At 55.0% G+C, this 24,637-nt stretch carries 24 protein-coding genes and 1 pseudogene; 4 read left to right on the plus strand and 21 right to left on the minus strand.

Going from position 1 to position 24,637, the window contains the following annotated elements:
• Positions 1–141 precede the first annotated feature (141 nt).
• The 8 genes from EDC23_RS12350 to EDC23_RS12380 all read right to left on the minus strand — a co-directional run bounded on the left by EDC23_RS12350 (position 142) and on the right by EDC23_RS12380 (position 6,408).
• Positions 142–990 carry a hypothetical protein gene (locus tag EDC23_RS12350; RefSeq protein WP_134085038.1) on the minus strand — a complete coding sequence of 283 codons (849 nt, stop codon included), beginning with the start codon at positions 988–990 and terminating at the stop codon, positions 142–144.
• 356 nt (positions 991–1,346) lie between these two features.
• Positions 1,347–1,508, minus strand: a complete 162-nt coding sequence (locus EDC23_RS14170) for a hypothetical protein (protein WP_166668869.1) — start codon at positions 1,506–1,508, stop codon at positions 1,347–1,349.
• An 86-nt stretch (positions 1,509–1,594) separates the two neighbouring features.
• Positions 1,595–2,008, minus strand: coding sequence for an HIT family protein (locus tag EDC23_RS12355; RefSeq protein ID WP_134085040.1), 414 nt, complete (start codon positions 2,006–2,008; stop codon positions 1,595–1,597).
• A 39-nt stretch (positions 2,009–2,047) separates the two neighbouring features.
• Complete coding sequence (locus tag EDC23_RS12360) at positions 2,048–2,560, minus strand: FKBP-type peptidyl-prolyl cis-trans isomerase (RefSeq protein WP_134085041.1); 513 nt, start codon at positions 2,558–2,560, stop codon at positions 2,048–2,050.
• A gap of 79 nt (positions 2,561–2,639) precedes the next feature.
• Positions 2,640–3,026 carry a hypothetical protein gene (locus tag EDC23_RS12365; RefSeq protein WP_208321380.1) on the minus strand — a complete coding sequence of 129 codons (387 nt, stop codon included), beginning with the start codon at positions 3,024–3,026 and terminating at the stop codon, positions 2,640–2,642.
• A gap of 144 nt (positions 3,027–3,170) precedes the next feature.
• Positions 3,171–5,039 (minus strand): adenylyl-sulfate reductase subunit alpha, encoded by a 1,869-nt coding sequence (gene aprA, locus EDC23_RS12370; protein ID WP_134085043.1) that lies wholly within the window; start codon positions 5,037–5,039, stop codon positions 3,171–3,173.
• Entirely contained in the window at positions 5,039–5,521 is a 483-nt protein-coding gene (gene aprB, locus EDC23_RS12375; protein WP_134085044.1) for an adenylyl-sulfate reductase subunit beta, read from the minus strand. Before aprB ends, aprA begins: the two co-directional genes overlap by 1 nt.
• A gap of 47 nt (positions 5,522–5,568) precedes the next feature.
• Positions 5,569–6,408, minus strand: a complete 840-nt coding sequence (locus EDC23_RS12380) for an adenylyl-sulfate reductase (protein WP_208321375.1) — start codon at positions 6,406–6,408, stop codon at positions 5,569–5,571.
• 713 nt (positions 6,409–7,121) lie between these two features.
• On the opposite strand from EDC23_RS12380, the pseudogene EDC23_RS14430 reads away from it, so the two are divergent.
• Positions 7,122–7,211 (plus strand): annotated as a pseudogene (locus EDC23_RS14430) (hypothetical protein); the annotation flags it as partial.
• A gap of 294 nt (positions 7,212–7,505) precedes the next feature.
• On the opposite strand, the gene EDC23_RS12390 reads toward EDC23_RS14430, so the two are convergent.
• Entirely contained in the window at positions 7,506–7,817 is a 312-nt protein-coding gene (locus tag EDC23_RS12390; RefSeq protein ID WP_134085046.1) for a DUF3301 domain-containing protein, read from the minus strand.
• Between the two features lie 359 nt (positions 7,818–8,176).
• Here EDC23_RS12390 and EDC23_RS12395 point away from each other — a divergent pair, with 359 nt between their 5' ends.
• Together EDC23_RS12395 and EDC23_RS12400 are read left to right on the plus strand one after the other, a co-directional pair.
• Complete coding sequence (locus EDC23_RS12395; protein ID WP_134085047.1) at positions 8,177–11,008, plus strand: AMP-binding protein; 2,832 nt, start codon at positions 8,177–8,179, stop codon at positions 11,006–11,008.
• A 379-nt stretch (positions 11,009–11,387) separates the two neighbouring features.
• Positions 11,388–11,840, plus strand: coding sequence for a host attachment protein (locus tag EDC23_RS12400; protein WP_134085048.1), 453 nt, complete (start codon positions 11,388–11,390; stop codon positions 11,838–11,840).
• A 52-nt stretch (positions 11,841–11,892) separates the two neighbouring features.
• Here the strand turns inward: EDC23_RS12400 and trhA are convergent, their stop codons facing one another.
• The 5 genes from trhA to EDC23_RS12420 all read right to left on the minus strand — a co-directional run bounded on the left by trhA (position 11,893) and on the right by EDC23_RS12420 (position 15,371).
• Positions 11,893–12,507: a PAQR family membrane homeostasis protein TrhA gene (gene trhA / locus EDC23_RS12405; RefSeq protein ID WP_134085049.1), complete on the minus strand. Its 615-nt coding sequence runs from the start codon at positions 12,505–12,507 to the stop codon at positions 11,893–11,895.
• A 281-nt stretch (positions 12,508–12,788) separates the two neighbouring features.
• On the minus strand, positions 12,789–13,040 hold the full coding sequence (locus EDC23_RS14435) for a DUF6316 family protein (RefSeq protein ID WP_399359433.1): 252 nt from the start codon (positions 13,038–13,040) through the stop codon (positions 12,789–12,791).
• Positions 13,041–13,410: 370 nt separating this feature from the next.
• Positions 13,411–14,232, minus strand: a complete 822-nt coding sequence (locus tag EDC23_RS12410) for an OmpA family protein (RefSeq protein WP_134085050.1) — start codon at positions 14,230–14,232, stop codon at positions 13,411–13,413.
• 52 nt (positions 14,233–14,284) lie between these two features.
• On the minus strand, positions 14,285–14,653 hold the full coding sequence (locus tag EDC23_RS12415) for a DUF4398 domain-containing protein (protein WP_134085052.1): 369 nt from the start codon (positions 14,651–14,653) through the stop codon (positions 14,285–14,287).
• Between the two features lie 571 nt (positions 14,654–15,224).
• The gene (locus EDC23_RS12420; RefSeq protein ID WP_134085053.1) at positions 15,225–15,371 is read right to left on the minus strand and encodes a lmo0937 family membrane protein; all 147 of its coding nucleotides are present in this window, start codon (positions 15,369–15,371) and stop codon (positions 15,225–15,227) included.
• Between the two features lie 729 nt (positions 15,372–16,100).
• On the opposite strand from EDC23_RS12420, the gene EDC23_RS12425 reads away from it, so the two are divergent.
• Positions 16,101–17,729: a diguanylate cyclase domain-containing protein gene (locus EDC23_RS12425; RefSeq protein WP_208321376.1), complete on the plus strand. Its 1,629-nt coding sequence runs from the start codon at positions 16,101–16,103 to the stop codon at positions 17,727–17,729.
• Positions 17,730–17,833: 104 nt separating this feature from the next.
• Here EDC23_RS12425 and EDC23_RS12430 read toward each other — a convergent pair whose 3' ends face one another.
• The 7 genes from EDC23_RS12430 to EDC23_RS12465 all read right to left on the minus strand — a co-directional run bounded on the left by EDC23_RS12430 (position 17,834) and on the right by EDC23_RS12465 (position 24,424).
• A complete protein-coding gene (locus tag EDC23_RS12430) occupies positions 17,834–18,166 on the minus strand; it encodes a BON domain-containing protein (RefSeq protein WP_134085055.1) in 333 nt (110 codons plus the stop codon).
• Between the two features lie 118 nt (positions 18,167–18,284).
• Positions 18,285–18,488, minus strand: a complete 204-nt coding sequence (locus tag EDC23_RS12435) for a CsbD family protein (protein ID WP_134085057.1) — start codon at positions 18,486–18,488, stop codon at positions 18,285–18,287.
• Positions 18,489–18,863: 375 nt separating this feature from the next.
• Entirely contained in the window at positions 18,864–20,168 is a 1,305-nt protein-coding gene (locus EDC23_RS12445; protein WP_166668870.1) for a magnesium transporter, read from the minus strand.
• Between the two features lie 2 nt (positions 20,169–20,170).
• Complete coding sequence (locus EDC23_RS12450; protein WP_134085059.1) at positions 20,171–20,989, minus strand: magnesium transporter; 819 nt, start codon at positions 20,987–20,989, stop codon at positions 20,171–20,173.
• A 4-nt stretch (positions 20,990–20,993) separates the two neighbouring features.
• Positions 20,994–21,764 carry a mechanosensitive ion channel gene (locus EDC23_RS12455; protein WP_134085060.1) on the minus strand — a complete coding sequence of 257 codons (771 nt, stop codon included), beginning with the start codon at positions 21,762–21,764 and terminating at the stop codon, positions 20,994–20,996.
• A 386-nt stretch (positions 21,765–22,150) separates the two neighbouring features.
• The gene (locus EDC23_RS12460) at positions 22,151–22,528 is read right to left on the minus strand and encodes a PilZ domain-containing protein (RefSeq protein ID WP_166668871.1); all 378 of its coding nucleotides are present in this window, start codon (positions 22,526–22,528) and stop codon (positions 22,151–22,153) included.
• 525 nt (positions 22,529–23,053) lie between these two features.
• Positions 23,054–24,424 (minus strand): ATP-grasp domain-containing protein, encoded by a 1,371-nt coding sequence (locus EDC23_RS12465; RefSeq protein ID WP_134085063.1) that lies wholly within the window; start codon positions 24,422–24,424, stop codon positions 23,054–23,056.
• Between the last annotated feature and the right edge of the window lie 213 nt (positions 24,425–24,637).

A 24,637-nucleotide genomic window follows, 5' to 3' on the forward strand; every position in this document is an offset into this window, starting at 1 on the left:
GCAAAGTCGGACAAAGGAATAACGTGGCATCCGCCAGCGGATAGCGCATTGTTAACGGTATCCGGCAAACCGTCGATAGCCCGTCGTTTTATCCCTAAAGGGCGTTATCGAATCGACCTGCCTCTCGAAACTGGCGATGGCTCACGAGTTGGCACGGCGTATACGGGCCTCGACCCGCGCGGTGGTCAACACGCTGTCGTCGATGACCTCGGGATAGAGGGGATAGAATTTTTCCACCTCGAAGACCTGATCCCGCGCGGCCTGCTCCAGTCGCCGTCGTACCGAACGGGAGAGGCCGTCCATCATCAGCAGTCGCGGAGCAAGCCGCTGCAGATAGCGCTCGCACAGTCGTTGCTGCGCGTCGTCCTCCCACGCTTCCTGAACCAGGCACGGCGGAAACCCGTCTGTCGCGGGGTTCGTGCGTTCGAACCAGGCACCGCGCGGCCTGTTGCCGGCACGTTCCTCGATAAGTTTTTCCAGCCGGTAGTTGACCGGGGGCACGTAGACGGCCTGCGGCGGTTCCGGCGGCTCGACATAGAGCTGTGAGGCAGGCATGGCAAGCCACACCGGACGCGGCGGGCGCTGCCTCAGTTCCTCCTCATCCGCGGTGGAATGTAACAATGCCAGGGGACTGCCGTCGGTGCAGTCCAGCAGCCAGTATTCGTAATAGTCCCCCGCGGCAAACGGCACGCTGGCGGCGGTGACGGCCTCGTAAAGCTGCTGGCTGAGCGAACGAAGCTCGTTGGCATCGAGAAGCGGATGCTGCCCCTTCATTTCCAGCCAGTCCTGCTTGATGGTGGCGATCAGTGGATAACTGAGTCGGGGATCGTCCGTGGGTCCCATATTGCGCAGCTGTGCTTTGTCAGCCAGCGCGTAGCGTATCGCCCAGTTCACGCCATCCAGGCTCAGGGCGTGGGCCCGGCCCAGCTCGGCAACCTGGATGACACCAATATAGGGCAACAACAGTCGCCTGGAGTACATTCTGATCATCTCGGAGACTCTCTCCTGCAGCTTGCTCGTGCGGACGATCCCGACATTGGCGAATCAGGCTTGTCCCGGCTATCGACACATCACCCGGGTCCGCCCGGGTCAGCGACCAGGCAGACAGTTATGCAAAGCCCGGGGCCCGTTCGAAGCAAAGCAAATGACAGGGACTTATACAAGGTCTGGTGCCGGTTCCAGGCAAAGCGCGTTACAAACAGTTATGCAAATCCTTGACCGGCCGAATACAGGTCAGCGGGAGAATCGATCACAGACAGGAGGGCTTTAAAATGCGTTTGATAACGCAGGAGATTATAGATGGAGTCGCCGCGCGAACCTGTAATGGGTCGCGCGGCTGACAGTCTTCAGGGCTTCTTGGGGGTGCTGTAGGGGACTTCTTTCTGGAAGGATTCCCAGATAGTGTCATAACCCACGTAACCTTTCTCATTAGCCTGCATTTGACGGGTTGTCAGAAAACGTGACTTGCCATCGGGAACCTTGGGTCGGGTTTTTGGTGCATCGCTCATAGTCATCACTCCTCAAATGGTTGAAACGGGAGGAATTAAAACAGGGTTGTCAGCCCCTCCCACCTAACTGACGTCAATCATACTCTCTAGCGCGTGTAATGTCCCTTTTTGGGAATCACATGCCGCACGCCCCCCTGGGGATTCTCAACATCTCCCTTGTAGCGGGGTATGAGGTGAATATGGACATGGAAAATACTCTGCCCGGCCGCCTGACCGATGTTAACACCGATATTGTAGCCGTCAGGATTTAACTCCTCGTCCAGTAATCTGCGCTCCTCGGTGATCAGTGCCATGCAGGCCTCGATCTCCTCGGGCGTCAGCTCGAAAAAGCTGGCGACATGACGACGCGGTATAACCAGGGTATGCCCCGGGCTCACCGCGTAGGTGTCGCGGGCACTGTAAGCAAGTTCATTCTGCAGCGATACGCCACGAGGATCAGTGCAAAACAGGCACGGGTTATTGGGATCCCTTTTTTGTTCTGCTTTTGCTTCAGACGACAAACTTCAACTCCCGCTCGCCCAACTTACGTCACTAACCAGCTATTTGACCGGTACTTTGGTCGCACCTTCAACGTCCGGAACACTTTCGGCCATGCCACCGAACTCCATTTCCTCTTCGGTGGCATCCCGGACATCCCTGATCTCCAGTTTGAAAATAACCTCCCTGCCAGACAGGGGGTTATTACCATCGATCGTGACGGACTTTTCATCCACCCTGGTCACCAGAAAAGTCTTGGTCTGACCTTTATCGTTTTCCATCAGGATAGACGTGCCGACTTCACGATATTCCTCGGGCACGTTTTCTATTGGCTCGACAATCACCAGGGAATCGTCCCTGGGTCCATACAATTCGTTACAGTCTATCGGTACCTCGATCACATCACCTGCAAGCTTACCTTCCAGCTCTGCGGTAACAGCCGGGGCCAGAACCTCGTTTACACCGTGGACATAACCAAGGGGATACTCGATCTTGGTCAGTACAGATCCAGTGTCTTTATCGATGACCTTGTACATGAGTTCGACGTACTTGTTGTCACCAATGACGTCTTCCATTTGTTGATTCATATTACAAGCTCTAAATCTGTATTGATTAAGGTATTAAACTTAAATTAGAAAAAAGTGGTCAAAAATATCAGAATATGGAAGCCCCAAAAATCCTGACTTCACCATCCTCGAAACCCAGTACCATACGGCCCAGCCATTCACCCTCTTTCTTGGTGCTGCGAACCCGGTAGAGAATCGTAACATGTTCGCCACGGCGAATCGTCCCGAGGAAATCATAATCCTTGGAAAGACTTCTCGTCAGCTCGCTTTTGGCAAACTGCTTGCCTACCTCGACTTCATTCAGGCCGAACAGCAGGTTGTAAGAGAATTTTTTGATGAACTTACCGTACTGGCCTTTGTTGGAATATTTGATCAGCTCTTCCCACATGGGATGTGCAATAGCCAGCAACTCCTCATCAGGCATATCAATAATATTCGTCCACTCTTGTGTTTCGCTTGATGCTTCAGTTGTCATAGTCGTCATATATCTATTGCTGCCAAAATCAGTCTTCCAGTTAAGCAAACAAGGCCCTTAAAACTTTTCCAACCGGAAAAGAAACACCAGCAACCCCTTTAGTAACAAGAAGTTGCTGGTGCTTCACGGCCTTCAAGGCATATATTATTCGTTTTCGTCTACCAGGTGATAACAAGGAGCTTTCTCCATTGTGTATTCACCTGTTTGGGGATCACGACGAGAAACGGTCAGTACATGCCAGTTTTCATCATCCAGCTTCAACGCATCACCACGGTAGTAGTACCCGGGCCAACGCGTTTCCTTACGGAACAGAGTATGGTGCATTACAGCCTCTGAAGCACGATGACGATGTTTCAGTTCCCATGCACGCAAAAGTTCGTGTGTATCTTTTGCGGCAAGTTTACCCAGATCTTCTTCCATGATGGCCAGTTTCTTCAGACCAATGTGCAGAAGTTTTTCGTTGGTCATGTAGTTGACGCTCGCGCCACCACAGTACTCGTCCATCAGCTTCTGCAGACGATCCAGACCCTGGCGAGGATTGATGTAGTTCGGGTTAACATCACCGGCAGTGATCTCGTTGCGATAAATCTTGTAGTGCTCCATCGGCTTGTAGATCTCTTCCTTGCGGTCATTAATCTGCTTCTCGGAGACTACGATACCTTCGGCTTTGCCGTCATCGATGTATTTGCAGGCAGCCTTGGCAGCCAGACGACCTTCGGTAAAGGAACCGGAGGAGAAGGCATGCGGCGTACCGCCCACTGCGTCGCCGGCACCAAACAGACCTGCAACGGTGGTCATACGGTTGTATCCCCAGAAGTATTCATCCGGTGAAACATCCTCGGGACCTGAACACCATGCGCCACAACCGGTGGCGTGTGAACCCATAACATAGGGCTCGGAGGTGGTCAGCTCGGGGTTTTCGTTCTTGGGATCCACGTCGGTGGCCGCCCACAGTACCGCCTGACCGACGGTCATACCCAGGAAGTTATGCCAACCGATCTCTTCGAGATGCGGATCCTGGAAGGCTTCCATCGTGACCATGTGAATCGGACCACGACCGGCATTCACCTCGGAGATCAAGGCATGGTTACGCAGGCAGGTCGGAATCGGACGATGGGTTACGTGTGACGCATCCGGATCCAGGTATTCCTTACCGACGATTTCCTGCAGACCGGGCCACCACTTGGACTCATACTCTTCGCCATAGGCGTTCTGGGTATAGGTCTTGAGATGGAGGAAGTAGGCACCGACCGGACCGTAACCGTCTTTGAAACGAGCCAGTACGATACGGTTTTCCATCTGGGTCATTTTTGCGCCGGCTTCGATCAACAAACCGTACGCTGAACCGGAGGACCATGGTGCGTACCAGACACGACCGGCACCTTCTCCTACGGAACGCGGCTTGAAGATATTGGAAGCACCACCGGCGCCCACGATAACGGTCTTGGACTTGAATACGTGGTAGTTACCGGTACGGACGTTGAAACCAACGGCACCCGCAACACGGTTTTCCTTGGCTTCGTCCATCAGCAGGTGGGTGACACAGATACGGTTGTAAACTTCGTCCGCGGATTTCTTGGCGGCTTCGGCCACAATCGGCTTGTAGGACTCACCATGAATCATGATCTGCCAGCGACCTTCACGCTGATAGGCACCGGTATTGGGATCGCGCATCAGCGGCAGTCCCCATTCCTCGAACTGATGCACAGCCGAGTCAACGTGACGAGCCATATCAAACAACAGGTCTTCACGCACCATACCCATCAGGTCGATACGCGCGTAACGCACGTGATCTTCCGGATTATTTTCACCGAAACGCGTTCCCATGTAGCAGTTGATAGCGTACAGGCCCTGTGCAACCGCACCGGAACGATCAATGTTTGCCTTTTCGGCGATAACAATCTTCTTGTCCTGACCCCAGTATCTGGCTTCGAATGCAGCGCCGGTACCACCCAGGCCCGCACCTGCTACCAGAATATCAATATTGTCTTCTGTTATTGTTTTATAAGCCATTAGTAGTACACCCCTGCTTTCATCTTTAATCCGTTTGATTTCAAGGTGTGTATATCCCCTTCATCAAGACGAATATATTTCGGTTCGTTAAATAACAACTCGCTGTCACGCATTTCCTTGGTAGGACCTTGTACCTGAGCGAGCTTGGGAATGTGTTCACCCCATGGCTTTGTTGTAATAGGTGCAAGCAGTTCCATGTCTTTTTGACCGTTGCGGAACTTGATGCGCCACGCAATGACGCCTTTTTCCTCATCGCGGTCTACACGGACCGAGTGACCCAGGGGTGCGAAGTCTGCATAACCGCGCACATCAATGGCGTGCATCGGGCAGGCTTTTACGCAGGAGTAACACTCCCAGCACATATTGGGTTCAATGTTGTATGCACGACGAGTTACCTTATCGATGTGCATGATGTCCGAAGGACAGATATCGACGCAATGACCACAGCCATCACAACGCGTCATATATACAAATGTAGGCATAGTATTTCCCCTGTTAATATCTAATTCGATTGACCACTAACTATGATTTAGTAGTGCTGAGGCGCCTCGCGCTTGATACCGAGCCCCATATTCTGAGGGTTCTTGCCCATATATTCAGGAATATCCGGGAATTTCGCCTGTACCGCAGGATCTGACAGATCGTACTCAGCAGGCAGATTCTCTCTGGAACCATCCGCTTTGATCATCCGTTTCTGGAAGGCCGCTGCCGGCTTGAAGAACATGTGGGCAAATTTGGACCACAGCACGGTGCTGAACAGAATAGTGGTGGCTACGATAAACAGAACAAAGAACAACATACCCAGGCCGCTAGCGCCACCGGACTGGAAGATGGACCAGAGCAGGCCAAATGTCGACATGGCTAACAGGGACAGGATAAAGATATCGGCCTGACGCAATTGATACCATTTAACAGCTTCTGCGGCGACATCCACGCGGATGAAAAACCAGAACCAGTAGCCACCGACAACAAGCATCAGCGCACCAAGATGCCACAGGAAAGGTACAGTCCCGGAGGAAGTGTCCGCGCCGAAAATCATCATCACGGTTGTCACGACAAAGATAATGAAGCCGTACATGGTCAACAGATGAGAGATTCTGCGGCGAATATTACAGAACTCGGAAGAAGTGATAACTTCACTGGCTACGGTTTTGACCAGCAGTGATGCTTTTTCACCACCACCGACTGTTCGCTTGGCAGCCTTCTGCGACTTTTTCGAGTTTTCGAAAAAGTACTGGGCACTTTTCTTGTGCAGCATATCCAGCACTGTACCCAGCACCACGAGGATTATCATCAAAATGATGTAACCCTGCATGATCTCGGGAGATATCAATGCTGTTAGTTCAGAGAAGGGGTTGGTGGTCAGCATATGAGACACTTCCTCTTAGTATTTTGTTTATGATTTGTAACTTACGTCGTTACACCCGCAATACCGGGCCAAGGTTAACATTGCTCTTGCAGTTCGACCAGACAATCACGATAAACGTTTTTTATCCGTCATTCCGAAAGTTGATAATAGCCTCGCACTGAGAGGGGCGGTGAAGCCAGATATTGTAGCGCGTAGCGGCTCCCGGTGCCAGACGACCGTGGCCTCCGAGTGCAATTACGAACTCACGCCTCACCTCCTATTTAAGTAATCACTAATATTGAAATTGGCCGTGGTCGACTTAGACCCTTTCTAAGAGGCAGCGAGACGGTTGCTCAAATAGGCACGGCCTGCCTGCCCTGATCGCATGTGTCTGGCTGAACTTCTGCCCAGACGGTGATCGTAAACCCTGTACACAACTTCGATTGACAAAACGCCCGGCCAAATGGGGATACCCCGGGGTGGAATCCGGGCGAATATCGCCATCGAGCCCGGCCCGGGACAGGAGTCGGGGTAGGACTATCCGTGCCCGTGGCCGTGGTGCCGAAGAGGCCTCACGGGGTGGTTCGCCCCGGCAATCGGGTGCTGACCGACCGCCACATCCCGATCCGGGTGCTGGAGACCGCCGGCGTTCTACCTCCCGCCCGGGGAGATCGATTTCACCCCTGCTCCGGCACGATGCGGGCCAGACCCTGTGCGAATAGAAAGGCCGGGCCGATTATTTCCGGGCTGAACTCGACGGCCGGATCGTCTCGCACCTCGCCTGGAGCTATCCCGAACCGTTCGACGGCTTTGGTGCAATCAAGGATTATGGAGCGTCTGTCCGGAAAAGTGCGCCGGCGCGGAGATCTGGGCAGCCTCGGAATGGCAACGCTTCAAGGAGCTACGGCACGATATGCCGCAGGCGGCGTAAAAGGTCTCTATCACCGCCAGAAACCGATGCATCACGCCGGCGCAGAAGAACACCGCAAACACGCTCCTGGCTCCCTTCTGCGCCTGACGCTTGTCAAACACCGGGCTCAGTCAGGGCACAGGTTTGTCTAATAAAAGAGAGAAACAATTGTACCCGCTTCCCGGTTTTCCTCTCATCCGTCCGGCGATTATTCCGGATAGGGCTCCATCTCCAGTTTTTGCAAATGGTGTCCCAGCATATGAATCGACCCGTTATGGCGACGCTCCCCGCTGCTGGTAAATTCAAAGCCATACACCCGATAAAGCGTCAGGGCACCGCGTGGCCCGCGTCGCAGCCGCAGCTTGTGCAGCGCAACGCTGTCGTCGAGAAACTGGACCCCGGCCTCGTGGCACGCCCGGATGCCGGCCCGGCGCGCGATCTCCTTGCTGCCCATCCCCTTCCACCACAATACTGCCAGCAGGGCGATAGGGATAAAAACAAGCAATCCTGTCAGCGTCATTCGATCCAGTCCATTTCATGCCGCGCAGGCATGGAAAGATTATTCATGTGTGGATCTATCCCCGTCCGGTTTAGCTGCCGCCCCACTTTTGTTCGGGCCTGGCCCTGTGATTGAAACAATCGAATCACTCGCCATTAACCCGGAAACAAAGTATAGATTTATCAAACTGATATACAGCGCCGATTATGGCGCACTTCTGCGGTGGTTCTCCTACAATCAGAACAGAGGGCCAGGCCGGGTAATTCTCCCCCGGAGTACTGTTGTTGGTATCAACCGCCCGGCAAGCCGGCTCAATAAAGGGTAACACCGATAGCGAACATCCCATACGAAACGGCCAATGGAGCTCACGCGATAACCCCATGACCCGCCAGACCCACCGCGTATCAAACACCGACGCCGACCTCCAGCAGCGGCTGTTGGATACCGTGCGCGCGCTCAGACACGAGCTGCATCCCGATAGCGATGACAGCGAGGTTCAGCTCGATGCCGCACTGGAACGCGAGCTGGGTTTTGACAGCCTGTCCCGCGCGGAACTGCTCGCGCGTCTGGAACGTGAATTCCACATCGGCCTGTCCGAACAACAGCTGGCCAGCGCCGAAACCCCGCGCGATCTGCTGCGGGCCGTGACCCGCGCCGCGCCGCAACTTGCCCAAAAACGGGAACGATCGCCGCCGGCGGCGGCACCCGCCAACCGCCCGGAAGCCCGGGCCGCGCCCCACGAGGCCACGACCCTGACCGGGGTGCTCGACTGGCATGTGCAGACCCAGCCCGAGCGGGTGCAGCTCTATCTGTATGACGAAGACGCGGATCCGCAACCGATCAGTTACCAGGCCCTGCGCGACGGCGCGCTGGCCATCGCCGCGGGCTTGCTGGCGCACGGGGTCAAACCGGGCCAGACCGTGGCCATCATGCTGCCCACCGGCCGGGACTACCTGGGGTGTTTTTTCGGCATTTTATATGCCGGCGCGATTCCGGTGCCCATCTATCCGCCGGCACGGCCCTCGCAACTGGAGGAGCATCTGCAACGCCACGCCGGCATCCTGGCCAACGCTGCGGCGGTGCTGCTGATCACCATGAGCGAGGCCCGATCGCTGGCGCGCCTGCTCAAGTCCCGGGTGCAGACGCTGGACACCATCGTCACCCCGGACGATCTGCACCGGGAACCGGCCACGCTGTTGCCGCCGATCACCTCACAAGATATCGCGTTTATCCAATACACCTCCGGCAGCACCGACCAGCCCAAGGGCGTGGTGCTCCGTCACGCGGATCTGCTGGCCAACATTCGTGCCATGGGCCACGCCATACGGGCGGATTCCACCGACGTGTTCGTCAGCTGGTTGCCGCTTTATCACGATATGGGCCTGATCGGCGCCTGGCTCGGCAGTCTGTACTATGCGATGACCCTGATACTGATGTCACCGCTGACATTTCTGAGCCGTCCGCAGCGCTGGTTATGGGCCGTGCACCACCATCGCGGCACGATCAGCGCCGGCCCCAATTTTGCCTACGAATTGTGCCTGAGCCGCATCCCCGATGAAGCGCTCGCCGGTCTGGATCTGGGGTCCCTGCGCCTGCTGTTCAGCGGCGCCGAACCGGTCAGCCCGCAGACCGTCCGGCGTTTCAACCAGCGCTTCGGGCACTATGGTTTGCATCCGACGACGCTGGCGCCGGTGTACGGACTGGCCGAAGCGGCCGTGGGCCTGGCGTTTCCGCCGCTGGGGCGCGGCCCGCTGATCGATCGCATCGAGCGCGACATTTTTATGCAACAACATCGCGCGCAACCCGCCGCCGGGGATGACGCCAAGGCCCTGGAATATGTCGCCTGTGGCCAGCCGCTGCCGGGGTATGAACTGCGCGTCGTCGACGACAGCAGTCGCGAGTTACCCGAGCGGCAACAGGGCCGTCTGCAGTTTCGCGGGCCGTCCGCCACCAGCGGTTACTATCGCAATCCCGAAGCCACCCGCGCCCTGTTCGATGACACCTGGCTGGAAACCGGCGATCTGGCCTATATCGCCGGGGGCGATGTGTATCTGACCAGCCGCATCAAGGACGTCATCATCCGCGGCGGGCGCAATATTTATCCCTACGAAACGGAACACGCCATCGGTGAGCTCGAAGGCGTACGCAAAGGCTGCGTGGCGATATTCGGCAGCGTGGATCCGGAATCCGGTACCGAACGGCTGGTGGTGATGGCCGAAACCCGACTGACCGACTCCGCCGCGCGCGCCGATCTGCAAACCCGGATTCGCCACACCAGCCACGATCTGCTCGGCATGCCGCCGGACAATGTGGTGCTGGCGCCGCCGCGCACCATTCTCAAAACTTCCAGCGGCAAAATCCGTCGCCCCGCCACCCGCGAGCTGTACGAACAGGGCCGAATCGGTGACAAGCCCCGGCCGGTCTGGTGGCAGATCGCCCGCCTGATTAGCGCCAGTCTGCTACCGGAAACGCGCCGGATCGGGCGCAGCCTGCGCCAGCTCATGTACGCCGCCTATGGACAACTGCTGTTCTGGCTGCTGGCGCCCGTAATCTGGACGCTGGTGGTGATACTGCCGCGCGAGTCCTGGCGCTGGGCCGTTATGCGACGCGGCGCGCGACTGCTGTTGCGCCTGGCCGGCGTGCCGCTGCAGGTACACGGGACTGAACGCCTGGCGGGTGATGGCGCCCGGGTAATCGTTGCCAACCATGCCAGTTACCTGGACGGGATCGTGCTGGTCGCGACGCTGGATCGCCCGTTCAGTTTCATCGCCAAAAGGGAACTGCAATCGCAATGGCTGGCCGGTCTGTTTCTCAAACGCATCGGCACCCGGTTTGTGGAACGCTTTGACAAACAAAAGGGCATGCTCGACGCCCGGCGGATTGCCGAGCTGGCAGGTCGCGGACGCAGTCTGCTGTTCTTCCCCGAAGGCACGCTGCGACGCATGCCGGGACTGATGGCCTTCCACATGGGCGCCTTCGCCGCCGCGGCACAGGCCGATATCCCGGTATTGCCGATCACCCTGCGCGGCACCCGTTCCATCCTGCGCGGTGATACCTGGTTCCCGCGCCATGGAGCGGTAAGCGTCTTGATTGGCGAACCGATCGCACCGGACGGCAGTGACTGGGCCGCGGCGGTGCGGCTGCGCGATACCGCCCGCAACCGGATACTCAAACAACTCGGCGAACCGGATCTGGCGGGGGAACTATCCTGAATGCCGGACATTCCGGGGCGACATTTTTGCGATTGGACAAAAATGCAAAACGCCGCACTGATTACCGAGAGGCTATATTCTGGCTGCACCTACCACAGAATTCCTGCCAAATGGGTTCACTCCCTGCCGTTTGCCCACAGCAACGCGACGAAGAATCCACAACTTGATCAATCCATATTCCCACCATCAAGCAGCATGACTCTCAAACGCCGTTGCCTTCGCGACGGGTGATATTCGTCTGTCTTTCTTCTTCTCAACCGCACTTTGCGCACACGGATTATTGATAATGAGAAAATCTGTGCCCGAGGGCGGTACCCCTGGCGCCCGTACCGACTATGCTTTGATATAGCAGTTACCGATTCAGCACGGAGGAAATGCCATGAATAACACCTGGGTGCTTGTTGCCAACGCCAGCGAAGCCCGTCTTTTCAACCTGGTCAAGTCCGATCTCGAACCGCTGAAAAGTTTCTCACACAACGCAAGCCGCATGAAGGGCGAGGAACTGGCCAGTGATCGTCCCGGCGCCTACCAGAGCGACGTCAACCGCGAAGGACACGGCAGCTACGCGGAACCGACCAACCCCAAAGAGTATGAAAAAGACCGTTTCGCCCGGGAACTGGCAAACGTCCTCAACCAGGCACGCAGTGAGAACCGGTTCCACGAACTGGTCATCGTGGCCGCCCCCCACTTTCATGGCCTCATCAATCAGCACATCGATGACGAGTCGAGCCAGAGGGTGAGCCACCACATCGAAAAAGACTACACCCGGGTGGAGGATAGCGACATGCTGGACACCCTTCTCCCCTACCTGCGCCCCTATCTGAAGGAATAAACAGGGCGCCGTGATCCGCTCAGCTCAAACCGGGCCTACGGCAATCGGCGCCTCAAACATAGATCAGGATCGCCACGTAGTGACTGACGCTGCCAGCCAGCACACACAGATGCCACAGGCCGTGCATCCAGGGGTAGCGACTGTCCAGGGCAAAAAACACAACGCCGCCACTATAGAAAAGCCCTCCGACCAGCAACCAGACAAACCCGCTCAATGGCAAACCGGCCAGCAAGGGTTTGAGCGCCACCAGAATCAGCCAGCCCATCACAAAATAGATAATAAACGGGACAACACGCCTGCCGTCGCGAAACACCCCATCGATCACGATACCCAGCACCGCCATCCCCCAGATGGCGCCGAACAGCCACCAGCCTACACTCCCGTGCAGGGTCACTAATGTAAAAGGGGTATAACTCCCGGCAATGAGCAGATAAATGGCCTGGTGATCCAGAATCCGAAACACCCGCTTCGCCCGTCCGCCCAGACCGTGATAAAGCGTCGAGATCAGATACAGCAGAAACAGTGTGGCGCCATACACACTGAACGAGACGATCCGGAATCCGTCGCCACTGTTCGTCGCAACAACCAGCAAGGCCACCACCCCCGCAAGCGCGAGCGTGGCCCCGACCAGGTGCGAGATAGTATTGAAGCGCTCGCCCTTTTGCATACTATTATTATAATTATCACAGGAGGGGAAAAAGCAAGAGCTGCCCCTGATCGCCCTGTTTTAACGACGCTATTTCAAGCTGTCAAAGTCTTTTTCGGTCACGCCATGACCAACCATAACGACGGAGCAGATGATCATCGTTCTCTAAAAAACCGTATCGTGACTGTGTCCGTGCTCCACGATGTGAACAGAAACATTCGGGAAGAAAATCGAGATTTATGAGGCATCCGGCTTCCTTGTAGTTGGAACCCTCAAGGTCAGAGCACAGTTCTAGCTACTATTTAGAGAAATCTATGCACTGACCCCGGTCTTCCAGCGTGACTTTCGCGATCCTGTTGCAGCTGGCGCTCAGACTCAAACTGGTTATTCAAAAATTCAATCAGTGCCTGCCTGGCCGAGGCACGGCTCGGGTAGGGGCCCTGGTCCGGACCGCGCCGAATTGCAAACCACCATTCACTATCAATCGTATAAAAACGCGAGCTCCGATACAATACGGCACCTTCTTCTCCGTGACGATTGTGTAACTGGAACATATCTGACCTCCTTATACATCATACTGATATTAAACTGGCAGCCATCCATAGCCCGTTGCGTTGAGCATGACACCTCCTGACCCAACCTGAGCCGGCTTGGCTCTTTTGAGGGGATGGGACTTTATATTTCCTATAGCCGGAATTGTCGAGGTGATGCGCCGACCTTGAGTGATCCGCAGAAAAATCACCACGGCGACGATAACCGGCAGAACAGGAACAAATCCACCAGAGCATGAGAGCTCCAAGCAACCATAAGGCAAACAATATGATGCAAGTCGAGCATGTGATTGTTTCTCCTTCAGGTTGTGCCGGGCAACCTGCGTTGCCCGGCTCTCGCCCTGTAATATTATGCCTTTACGGCTGTCGTTGATCAGCGCGATTCGACATCATTTTCATCCTCGGAAATGACGATCTCCACGCGGCGATTGAGTTGCCGACTGCTAGGGGTGGCATTACTTGCAACCGGATCCGATTCGCCATAGCCACGCGCGGCTACACGGTTCGAGCTGATGCCCTTCTCGATAAAATAGGTGCGCACGGAGTTGGCGCGCCGTTCAGAGAGAACCTGATTATAGCTTGCACTGCCGGTGTTGTCGGTAAACCCTTCTACCAGCACCTTGCGTTCCGGGTACTCCCGCAGAAAATCGACGACTTTTTGTAAATCGCGCTCGGATCCTGACTTCAGACTCGCCTGGTTAACATCGAAGAGTACGTCACTGAGCGTAATAATCAGTCCGCGATCGGTTGCCTTGGCATCCAGCTCCGCGAGTTCTTTCTTCATCTCGCGAAGTCTTGCCTTAGCCGCATCGGCTTCGGCGGTTCGGGCTTCAAGACGGATCTCGGCACGCCTTTCGCCAACGTTGTCGACAGTTATTTCAGCGGCTCGCAGCCTTCCCGTCTCATGAGCGACCAACGCGCGCTGGTTGGCGAGGTAAGCCAGATGATCGACCTCTTCCGCGTCTTCCTGCTTGTTCCAGGCATTCTCCGCGCGTTCCAGCGCCCGTTCGGCTTCTTGCAGCTCCGTTGCCGCATATTCATTAACATCGGAATCGCTTTGCGCCGCCATGACATTGCTGCGGGCTTCTTCCAGAACAGCGTGTTGCTCCGGTACAGTGGTGCAACCCGCCAGGGCGACACCGACGATAAGGAGGACAGGTACAATGTAGTTACTTCCAATGTAGTTACGTCGCATAATCAATTCCTCTGTGTTCGTTGACGGGCACTGCTATCGGCGCCATTTTGGTTCACTCCGCGCCGCGGTCGATTTCTTCACGCAATGCGCGGTTCGACTCCTCCGCGTTTCTAATCGCGATTTCAGCTTTGGCCAAACCGGTTTTGGTTTCGGCAAGCTTGGCGTCCACCTCCGCCTGTTCCGCCAGGCGTTTCGCCTTGACATACTCCTCATCGGACATCGCCTGTTCGGCGGCAGTAATCTTTTCAGTGGCGGATTTCAATTCCATAGGGGCGTACTCGTTCCCGCCCAAACTGGCCGCTCGAGTGACTGATGCTTTTGAAACCGCGATTTGTTCCGTCGGTGGCAGCGCCGTGCTTGCGCAGCCAGCAACCCATCCGGCAACTAAGAGGGCACTTATCCAGTTCAGCTTCTTGTCCATAACGACTCCTTGTTTCCCGTTAAACTGCAGCAACATTATTCATCACCGGGCAGGGTGATGCACAGCGCCGAAATTCGGATGGCAAAATAGATCGATAATAAACAGTAACGCGATCTATCATCTTTTGTATTTAATCCATTTAATCAGCTTTATCCCTTTTATCTTTAATCAATGCATTTGTATGTTCCCCAGGTAACATACAAATGCATTATTGAAAAAATAACGGGCAAAGAAAACATTAGTATAGGTTAGAGATTAAATCTTACGCACAGGTTGCTTGTTTACAATTTGTAACAATCTTGCCTGCGACATACTTACACCGCGCCTATTTTTTCGACACCCCGGTTTCTTTCTGAATAGTGAGACCGAAACCTTTAATCACCGAAACAAATCACTTTAAAATAAAACGCGGATCGACTTTCTGGTACATGCAACCCACCACAGCTCACGACATTCGGCCGGGGAAAATCAACAGAATAAATACGGGAACATTACCTGTAATGCGCGGCAAGGAACGTGGTCGGCCTGCATATCTGGCGAGACGCAAACATGACCTGCAGCACGCGGGACATTACAAACGCCGGCCCTGAATAACCTGGAGAAGAATCACGATAATCGCGATCACCAGGAGCACATGGATGAATCCACCCAGAGTGTACGAGGAAATAAAACCCAGAAGCCAGAGGACAACCAGGATGACTGCAATGATCCATAGCATAACACTTCTCCCTTTTCATATTGGGTTATATCGCTTATCTACCCCGCCAAAGGATTCCGGTATTAAATAAAAAAAAGACTCATAACCCTTTTACATTCTAGCTTCATGTTATAGAAGGGGAAGCAAAATATTAAAATGAGTTAAAGTTATTTATACGCTTTGGTAAAGCGGACCATTTTATGCATCAGGATAACAAGAATATCGTAATGGCGCGATTCTGGACGCTGATTATACGAGTTAATAGCTTTTGTACGATTGCGCACATCCGCAGACAGTAATGATACGTATTCATATTAAACTGCAATTATTGTAGGTTAATTCCAAATTATTCCGGATCGACGGATTGTGTGGCGGCGAGCACTGTGTTCACACTCGGCGTCCCGACTAACACCTATGTGCGTTCGCAAACAGACGTTCATCGCTATTCGCTCTATTGTCACTTCATTAGCGCCTGTTACGAAATACATTGATAGCAACAGTCAAACAAAACGAGACGAAGTATCACGGTTCACCTATACACCCACCTTCAGTAAGCAGTATTTGGCAGCCAGCCCCGGAATCTAGGGTACGAAGATATTCAGAAACCCCCGGCGGCCTTGCCACTTAGGAGTTTTCACGCACCCCTGACTCACTGTCAGTTTGTACATGTGGCCTGCCGTACAGACCATTTCTAATCACTTGATCTAACCTCGCATTTGTCGTCATTCTGAAGTCGCTATGGAGTTTTGTATGACTTGGGACATAGTCCAGGGAATCTGGACACAGTGGCATAAGCTCACTCACAATCATCTCGTTCTCACCGCAAATAGGCGTACTATCCAGGCAGGTAAATTCCAGGAAAACGGCAACACCTCACCGGGATCGAAGCCGAGCAGCGGATCACACGTTTCAAGCAATGTGGCTAATGAGGGTGCAAAAACGAAGTTCTCCGCCGGCACTCAATCGGAGAATAACTACGGCAGCATGGGGCACGGGCTGACAGTGTTGAAATCCAGCGAGTCAGGGTTTCGCGCCATAAGCGATGCATCGCCGTTAGGTATCGTCGTCACCGATGTAGAAGGCCATTGCACTTACACAAACGCGGCCTATCGCACGATATCAGGCCTGACTTTGAAGCAGGCACTGGGCATGAACTGGGTCAGACTAATCCACCCGGATGATTGCCAACGTGTCCTTGGCGAGCTGCGTGACATCACCCCGGGTACGGTATCATTTCAAACAGAATTCCGCTTCGTGCGCACTGACGGCAGCGCCGTCTGGACACGCGTCAATATCGCAGCGCTCAACGACGAATCGGACAACGGGGCCGAAATACATGGCTATGTACTGACCATCGAAGACATCAGTACGCGCAAATCAACGGAATTTGCATTGCGCGATTCGGAAGCAGCCCTGTTCGAGGAAAAAGAACGCGCCCAGGTCACACTTAATTCCATCGGCGACGCCGTCCTGGTAACCGACCTCATGGGTAATGTGACCTACATAAACCAGGTGGCCGAGGAAATGATCGGCTGGTCAGATGAAGAAGCGCAGGGCCGGCCGCTTTCGGAGGTGTTTAATATCATCGATGGCACGACGCGGCAGATCGCCGACGATCCGGCGCAGCGCGCCATCACGGAGGATCGGATCATCGAGCTGGCCACCAATTGCATACTGGTTCGTCGCGACGGATTTGAGTCTTTGATCGAGGATTCCGCCGCCCCGATCCACGACCGCGACGGTCAGGTCACCGGCGCGGTCATCGTCTTCCACGATCTCAGCCAGTCGCGTGCCATGGTCAGTAAGATGACCCATCAGGCCCGACATGATTTTCTGACCGGCCTGCCAAACCGCGCGCTGCTAATGGAACGCCTTTCCCAGGCGCTCAGACTGGCACAGCGGCACGACAAGCAGGTCGCTTTGCTGTTCGTGGATCTGGATGACTTCAAACATATCAACGATTCGCTGGGGCATGGAATCGGTGACCAACTGCTTCAGACAGTCGCGGATCGTCTGGTCACCTGCGTGCGCGCCACGGATACGGTATGCCGCCAGGGTGGCGATGAATTCGTGATACTGCTGGCCGAGATTGAACGTCCAGAGGATGCCTCCCGGGTAGCCGAGAAGCTGCAGGCGGCTTTCGCCGTTCCGCAACGCATCGATGGCCAGGAAATCAATCTTACCTTGAGTATCGGCATCAGCGTCTATCCGGATGACGGCGACAACATCGATGCCGTAATGCACAACGCGGATATAGCGATGTATCACGCCAAGGAAAGCGGCCGCAACAATTACCGGTTCTTCAGGCCCGACATGAATGCGCTTACCACACGTCCCTTCGCCAACGCCAAAGTGCCTCTTCTACCGAAACGGGGATAAGAAGATATATAGGGACGAGTCGAGCAGCAGGGTCTGGTGTTCAAGATCCTGCATACCCGAAACGTTTACTTCCTGACTCAGGGGTAAGCGCCCCTGGTTAGCCGTTATTTCACCTGCATGTCGTTCTTGACGGAGACCACGCCTTTGACCTCGCGCGCCACCTCAACAGCCTTGTTGACATCTTCCCGGGAATTAACGAAACCGCTCAGTTGCACTACACCCTTGAAAGTCTCGACATTGATCTCAGAGGACTTCAGGGATGAATCGTTAAATATAGCGGCTTTCACCTTGGTGGTAATCCAGGTATCGTCAACGTATTCAGCGGTTCCCTCCCGTTTCTCTGTGGGGGCACAACCCGCGAGGGTAACCAGACCTGCACCGGATACCAGTGTTGCGATCAGAAACATTGCGGAAAAACGCTTGTTGCCGGATTTCATGTTGAATTCTCCATTTACAGTAATCTGTGTATAATCAGGGGTAATGCGATTCGGGACAGTTTCAATCCCGTCTTCTGCGCGAGTCGGCATTCTGTAACCAGGCAGACACCCTGCGCATTCAGCCTTTGGAGCTGTCTTCGAAGTCTTTTATCTGCTTCTCCGCTTCCTGCCTGCTGATGCCATAAGCCTCCTGGATCTTGCCCGCCAATTGCTCGCGCTCGCCATCGATAACATCGAGCTGATCGTCGGTGAGCTTGCCCCACTGCGACTTTGCCTTGCCCTTGAATTGTTTCCAGTTGCCCTGGACTCTATCCCAGCTCATAACCTGCTCCTTTGGTTTAACTTTGGCTTCTTATCGCCAAAATTATCCTGCGCAGCATCGACTGTCTGTACGCTGGCATACGCAAGCACCTGCCCTCCATGCGGCACGTTCACCGATTTTGAACAGGGCGCACACTGCGATCCGTACGCTATGCGACACACCCGCGAAATAACCTGTGCAGGGTATGCAAAGCATCGGTATAAAAACAGGGATTGCGATTGTTACCGCATTGGATACTGTGCCGGGACATGCCCGGCACAGCGAGCCGGGCGTAACGCGGCAGCCTGGACCGCCGTGTCCGGAACTAATCAGTTAGTTTATATTTGAGCCAAAACCAAACATCGTGGTCTGCCCCCAGGCAACCCGCGTCTGTCGCTAAAGCATAAAAGAAAGCAGCAGCGCGGTACCCAGAAAGGAGAAGAAGCCGGCGACATCGGTAATCGTGGTGAGGATGATCGAGGAGGCGGTAGCCGGATCCTGACCGAGGCGGGTGAGGATGATCGGCACCAGCGAGCCGGCGACGCCGGCGGCGAGCATGGACATGATCATCGCCAGCGCGATCACCAGGGCCAGGCCGACACTGCTGCTCCAGACAAAGACGGCCAGGCCGCAGGTCACTGCCAGTACCAGGCCGTTGATCAGGCCGACCACCACTTCCTTGCCGAGTACGGCACGCCACTGGCGTATTCCCACCTCCCGCAGAAACAGCCCGCGCATGGTGACCGCCAGCGCCTGCGCACCGGCGTTGCCGGATTGACCGGCCACCACCGGCAGGAGGATCGCCAGAGCGGTGAACTGGGCGATGAGGTTCTCGAACAGACCAACCACGAAGGCCGCAAGAAAGGCGGTCAGCAGGTTGATATGCAGCCAGGGAAGCCGGCGGCGGATGGCGAACCCGGGGGTCGACAGGGCCCGTTCTTCCGGGCTGACACCGACCATTTTCTGCAAGTCGGCGGTCGCGACATCCTCAATGGCATGAAACAAACTGCGGTAACGGACCACCCCCATCAGGCGCCCCTCGGCGTCCACCACGGGGACCGAATCCTGGCGGGATCGATCCAGCAACTCCACCAGTTCTTCCCGGTTGGTCCGGGTGCCGACGGCTTCCTGGACCGGGGCCACCAGGGTGGCAAGGGTCTGCTCCGGTGTGGCCAGTGCCAGGTCCTGAATGTCCACGCGACCATCCAGGCGGCCGTCGCCGGTCACCACGAACAGGGAGCGGGCACCGCGGATGGCCGATTGCTGCAGCCTTTTCAGCGCCTGCTCGACTGTCATCTCGGCCCGGGCCGTCACAAAGGCGGTGCTCATCAGCCGACCGGCGGAATCTTCGGGAAACGAGAGCAGCCGTTTCAGATCGTCACGGCTGACCGGGCGCAGTTCCGCGAGCAGACTGTCGCGATCCGCGTCCGCTAACTGGGTCAGCAGGGTGACGGCGAGCCGGGGCGGCGCCTGGTCGAGCACCTCGAGCTGCTGCGAATGGGGCAACAGGGCGAACACCGTCAGCGCCTTGACCGGGCTGAGGTATTCCATAGTCACGCTCAGGGCGGCACTGTCCACGCCGTGCAGCGCGTCGCCAAGCGCCCTGTCCGGCATATCTTCAATCTGGCCGGCGGCGGCGACCGGATGGCGGCGCAGGTATTCGTTGGGGATGCTGTGTTCGATATCGGGCGACGCTGCCATGCTCATTTCCCTCGTGAACCGAACAGTGCCCCGAGACAGATCCCCATCACCCGAAAGTACTGCCCGGTCAGCTCGTTCATACTCTGGCCAAGGCTGTTTTCCGTGGCGTTGCCGCCCGCCAGCGCCGCCATCAACGCTTCCCGGGAGAGACTCCCGAGCAGGTGATCAAGATGATCGGTGACCGGCAGTGTCGTGTGCCGCATCCACGCCGGAAAATCACGGGCATTGGCCAGGCGGGTTTCCGCCCGCAGCGACTCGACCGGAATCAGGAACGCGGACAATGTCGCGGTATCGGTCCGGGCCATCAATGCCCCGCCGAGATCCAGCCGACCGAGATAGCTGCCGCCATCATCCACCAGCCAGACCGGTTGCGCCGGGTCGGGGGCATGCTCGCGTAACAGGGCCACGGCGTCGGGCACCAGCATGCCGACATTCAGTTGCATCGCGGAGGGGTCCGCCAGCGCGCCGACCTTGTCCGGCGGATAAACGACCAGCCTTTCCAGTGTGCGCCGCATGCGCCGGCCCGGGAGCCCTTGCAGAATTCGCGGTCGTCGGGACGCCTCAATGTGCAGCAGCAGAGCGAGGGCATGATCGACGCCCGCCACACTTAGCCAGTGGATCAGGGTCTCATCATCCTGTTCCCCCAGCACCGCCAGAGCGTGGTGATGGGGCAGCCTGGCCACCAGCGGCGCGGCCGTTTCCGGTGGCAGATCGGCCACTGCCTGCAATACGGCCCCGCTGCCCCGGGTAGCGAGAAAGCTGGCCAGTTCGCCCGGGTACTCGCGGGCATAGGCCAGTTTCAATGGGTGGATAGCGGCCATGATCTCAGCTTTCCGACACCGGTCCGGGGGTGATCCGGACAACCCGGCCGCGGGCCAGGCGGGCAGCGGGAATGGAGACCAGGCCTTCATCCGTCTCCAGTGTCAGCCCGGTCCGGTAAACCTCCACAATCACGCCCTCGTCAGCGTCGATGCGCAGGCGGTCACCGATGGCATAACGGGTCAGTTCCGGCTGGGCCACCAGGTTCGCAACGTATTGCCGGGCTCCGAGCGCAAAGGCAATTGAAAGGCCGCCCAGCAGCGAGGCCAGGATGATCAAAGAAAGCTGGGTAATAAACGAGATATCAATACCCAGTTGCTGCAGGCCGGTAATCACCGCCACCGCCACAACCGCGGCATGCACCAGCCGGGGCAGCAGGGCATTGCCGTCACCCTGGGCAATCATCCCGGCGGTAATGTTGCGCAACAGGGCACCGACGACATTCCCCATACCGATGATCACCAGACCCAGTACAAAACGCGGCAGATAATCAAACAACATGTCCAGCCAGGCAGTCAGCTGGGGAATGTTCAGCAAACGCACGGCGATCACCGCCGCCAGCACCAGGACCGTGGCAAAGACCAGCAAGGCTAAAGCCTGCTGAAAGAGCGGGGAAACCACATAGTTGCTGCGACCGGAAAAGCGGCTGATTAGCCTGTCGCCGACAAGGAACAATCGCCGCACAGCCACCTCGGCCAGCTTGCCGACAATCACACCCAGCACGAGCACCAGAACAGCCGCCAGCTCCGGGTAGGTTTCAACAAGACTTCGCAACATGCTCACTCCGTTTCCTGACAGGCGTCCCACCTGTTCCGAGAGTAGCCGAAAAGCACCGCATAAAAAACCGGCAAAAGCGGGTCAAAGCACAGCTTTCTCTAATATTAGCAACAATTGCTCTCAGATTCCGACTTTTCCACATATCGTCGGCAGACATCCTGCAAGTACGCAAGATAGTTCTGTTCAGCGCAGAAACAGACTTCGGGATATAACCGTGCTGGTGACGAGGCAGGCTACCCTGCCAGATACACACGGGTTTTCAGGGCATGGCAAAGTCTTTTTTGCTTTGTCTTAACCGAATCCTGCGATGCTGTATAAAGTCCAGCGTAACAGCCTGACAAGTGAAGATGATTATATTTGTGGCCAATCCTTTTCTTGTTAAAAGACTATGCGCTGGCCTTGCTCAATCCCCGGGATTCATGGCGATCCTCAATCGACCACCCGATTCCCTTTGTTCGCTGATTCTCCTGTAAGACTCTTATCAACCACCGGTTTTTCTTGTTTACCTGACGAAATATCAAACCAAACCCATGGTCACAGGCATGTACGACCTGCCCCGGCAGGCAGACATTAATACGATTATCGGCGAACTGAATATATACATCGAGGCTTGCATTGAGCGCCGGACGCATATTACTTAGCACGAACATGCCATCCTGACTGACATTATATAACAACCCGGCCCAATATTCGCCTGAACGATCACTATGACAAACACGAACCAGGGCCAAAGCCCGAACACGTTCACCATGCCGATGATCCATATCCACTCTCCTTTTATCAAGAAGCCGATCAGACAGAGCCAGGTATCCTTCCCGGTTTATCTGTCCGTCGTTCGGCAGTCTCACCTCAGCCATTTATTTGCATGGCTATTATTTGGTCCATCATCATATTGCGGACTTAATGAAAATCTTACTTCGTCTGTCGGACAGAGAAAAGATATTTTCTAAGTCAGGGTATTCCCAGCTATTCGCCTAATAAAAAAAAGTAATGCAGGGGAAGTGATAAGAAAGCGAGGATAGTTGCTACCAGGCGATAGGCGTGAACGACCACACGGTGCCGATGGCAGGCATCCGGAAAATACACAAGATAGAACTGAGAGTCCTGTTCGGCGCAGAAACAGGCGTCGTGAGTGCTATCGCGGCGGCTGACATGGAAGGGCACCCTGCCCGACACATGCGGGGGTTTCGGGGCATGACAAGCGCCTTTTACATTGCAGTCAATGTGTCCCGAAGGAATGGCTTTAAATTCAGCACGACCATTGGCTAATTACAAATAAGAATTGTTTCTCACCGTCCCGCTTTACTGGCGAAGAGATCGCTGATAAAAACTATTTCTCGGCTTGCCCTTAGCGCGGCCTGCTTCCAATCGCGACTGTCTTCACCTTCGATCTCAATCGGTATAACCTCGACCACCTTGCGGAACTTTTCCAGCAATTCCCGGGTTTCACCGGCACCAACATAGATGTTTGCCAGGTCAAAGCTGTAGCTATCCTGCTCAATCATTCTGGACAATTGCGTACCTTTTTCAACATTGACCTCAATATCAATCCCGGGGATAGATGCGCGTATTTGGTCAAGTTCCTCGGCATAGGGAACCCGGCTTACCTTTCCATCCGCGAAGCGACGTAAATAAAACTTGGCAGCACAATCAAACTGGCCGGCACCAGACCTGAAATCCGGCTTATTCCCGAGGGCCAGATCCACCATAATCTGATGATTTGAGGTGCCATCGACGAATTGAAACATTTCACTGTGAGACTGCGAAATCCGGGGATTTATCTCAAGCAATGCATATTGGCCTGTATTCATATCGTAAAAATATTCGATATTGAAAGCGCCGTTGTCAAAGCCGATATGTGACATGATCGTCCGGGATGTCTCAACCATGGCATCTTTAATCTCATCCGGGATCTGCGAGGGATATTCATAGCGAAAAAAAGAGAAACTTCCCGGATAGTTGAACGAATCGATTATGCCATGAGAATTTATCTCACCCTCGTACGCATTACCCTCAACCGTACATTGGTGGCCTGAGATCACCTTCTCGATAATGCAGTGGTGCCCTTCTACTTCCCTGACATAGTCAGGCAGGGTCACATGGGCCAGCAATTCATTGAAAGGAACGCCTATATAGGCGATCTTGTCCCTGATCTTCCCCAGCGCCTCATCCAGTTCCTGGCGATCGTCAACACGGAATGCCAGAAATGAATCCGTTGATTTAACGGGTTTAATCCAGAATGGAAAGGCCATCTGGATATTTTCTGCCGCATCTTGATCAAAGGGATCGACCGGCTCAAAATCCGGCGTATGCCTGGGGATGACCTTTTTTTGCTCGCAACGACTCCAATATTTGTGATCACATTTGAGCTCGCTCTCCAGCGAAGGTGATAGCAGGTTATGTCTCGCCGACAGGATAGACACCATGGAGTTGACCGGAAAATCCCAGTATCCGACTATAGCGTCAATAGTACCTTCAAACTGGCCAAGCAAAAATTCGGCTTGCTCGATGAGACCATCGAAAGAAGGATACTTATCAACCCCCTTGACCTCATCAAAAGTGAGGAGGTTATGAAATTCATAGCTATTTTTCCCATGAATTTTTTCAAGCAACTTGCAGTTGAACTCGTCGGCACCGACAACGAAGATATTTTTCACCATACCAGCATTGCCCCCTGACTCAATTCAATACGATAAAAGCGTCATTAACATGTCTATCTCATACTAATAATGAAAGATAGATTACCCTCTTCCCTGACGCCAGCCGGTTTTTCTTCGTATATCTTGTCGAACGGAGCAAAGCCGTTTCAATTTTTTATTTGACTCGATCATTGCCAACGCTAAAGAGAATTGGGCCGAATCCAGAATTGCAAG

The sequence above is a fragment of the Thiohalophilus thiocyanatoxydans genome, assembly GCF_004366735.1.
GTDB lineage: Bacteria > Pseudomonadota > Gammaproteobacteria > UBA6429 > Thiohalophilaceae > Thiohalophilus > Thiohalophilus thiocyanatoxydans.

Excerpts from the sequence above, each read along its gene's own strand:
- EDC23_RS12390 (WP_134085046.1), bottom strand. The coding sequence starts at position 7,817 with ATGACGCTGACAGGATTGCTTGTTTTTATCCCTATCGCCCTGCTGGCA.
- EDC23_RS12365 (WP_208321380.1), bottom strand. The coding sequence starts at position 3,026 with ATGACAACTGAAGCATCAAGCGAAACACAAGAGTGGACGAATATTATT.
- EDC23_RS12450 (WP_134085059.1), bottom strand. The coding sequence starts at position 20,989 with ATGGCCGCTATCCACCCATTGAAACTGGCCTATGCCCGCGAGTACCCG.
- EDC23_RS14170 (WP_166668869.1), bottom strand. The coding sequence starts at position 1,508 with ATGAGCGATGCACCAAAAACCCGACCCAAGGTTCCCGATGGCAAGTCA.
- trhA (WP_134085049.1), bottom strand. The coding sequence starts at position 12,507 with ATGCAAAAGGGCGAGCGCTTCAATACTATCTCGCACCTGGTCGGGGCC.
- EDC23_RS12455 (WP_134085060.1), bottom strand. The coding sequence starts at position 21,764 with ATGTTGCGAAGTCTTGTTGAAACCTACCCGGAGCTGGCGGCTGTTCTG.
- aprB (WP_134085044.1), bottom strand. The coding sequence starts at position 5,521 with ATGCCTACATTTGTATATATGACGCGTTGTGATGGCTGTGGTCATTGC.
- EDC23_RS12350 (WP_134085038.1), bottom strand. The coding sequence starts at position 990 with ATGATCAGAATGTACTCCAGGCGACTGTTGTTGCCCTATATTGGTGTC.
- EDC23_RS12400 (WP_134085048.1), top strand. The coding sequence starts at position 11,388 with ATGAATAACACCTGGGTGCTTGTTGCCAACGCCAGCGAAGCCCGTCTT.
- EDC23_RS12425 (WP_208321376.1), top strand. The coding sequence starts at position 16,101 with ATGACTTGGGACATAGTCCAGGGAATCTGGACACAGTGGCATAAGCTC.
- EDC23_RS12460 (WP_166668871.1), bottom strand. The coding sequence starts at position 22,528 with ATGGATCATCGGCATGGTGAACGTGTTCGGGCTTTGGCCCTGGTTCGT.
- EDC23_RS12465 (WP_134085063.1), bottom strand. The coding sequence starts at position 24,424 with ATGGTGAAAAATATCTTCGTTGTCGGTGCCGACGAGTTCAACTGCAAG.
- EDC23_RS14435 (WP_399359433.1), bottom strand. The coding sequence starts at position 13,040 with ATGTTCCAGTTACACAATCGTCACGGAGAAGAAGGTGCCGTATTGTAT.
- EDC23_RS12415 (WP_134085052.1), bottom strand. The coding sequence starts at position 14,653 with ATGGACAAGAAGCTGAACTGGATAAGTGCCCTCTTAGTTGCCGGATGG.
- EDC23_RS12420 (WP_134085053.1), bottom strand. The coding sequence starts at position 15,371 with ATGCTATGGATCATTGCAGTCATCCTGGTTGTCCTCTGGCTTCTGGGT.
- aprA (WP_134085043.1), bottom strand. The coding sequence starts at position 5,039 with ATGGCTTATAAAACAATAACAGAAGACAATATTGATATTCTGGTAGCA.
- EDC23_RS12430 (WP_134085055.1), bottom strand. The coding sequence starts at position 18,166 with ATGAAATCCGGCAACAAGCGTTTTTCCGCAATGTTTCTGATCGCAACA.
- EDC23_RS12380 (WP_208321375.1), bottom strand. The coding sequence starts at position 6,408 with ATGCTGACCACCAACCCCTTCTCTGAACTAACAGCATTGATATCTCCC.
- EDC23_RS12435 (WP_134085057.1), bottom strand. The coding sequence starts at position 18,488 with ATGAGCTGGGATAGAGTCCAGGGCAACTGGAAACAATTCAAGGGCAAG.
- EDC23_RS12445 (WP_166668870.1), bottom strand. The coding sequence starts at position 20,168 with ATGGCAGCGTCGCCCGATATCGAACACAGCATCCCCAACGAATACCTG.
- EDC23_RS12410 (WP_134085050.1), bottom strand. The coding sequence starts at position 14,232 with ATGCGACGTAACTACATTGGAAGTAACTACATTGTACCTGTCCTCCTT.
- EDC23_RS12360 (WP_134085041.1), bottom strand. The coding sequence starts at position 2,560 with ATGGAAGACGTCATTGGTGACAACAAGTACGTCGAACTCATGTACAAG.
- EDC23_RS12395 (WP_134085047.1), top strand. The coding sequence starts at position 8,177 with ATGACCCGCCAGACCCACCGCGTATCAAACACCGACGCCGACCTCCAG.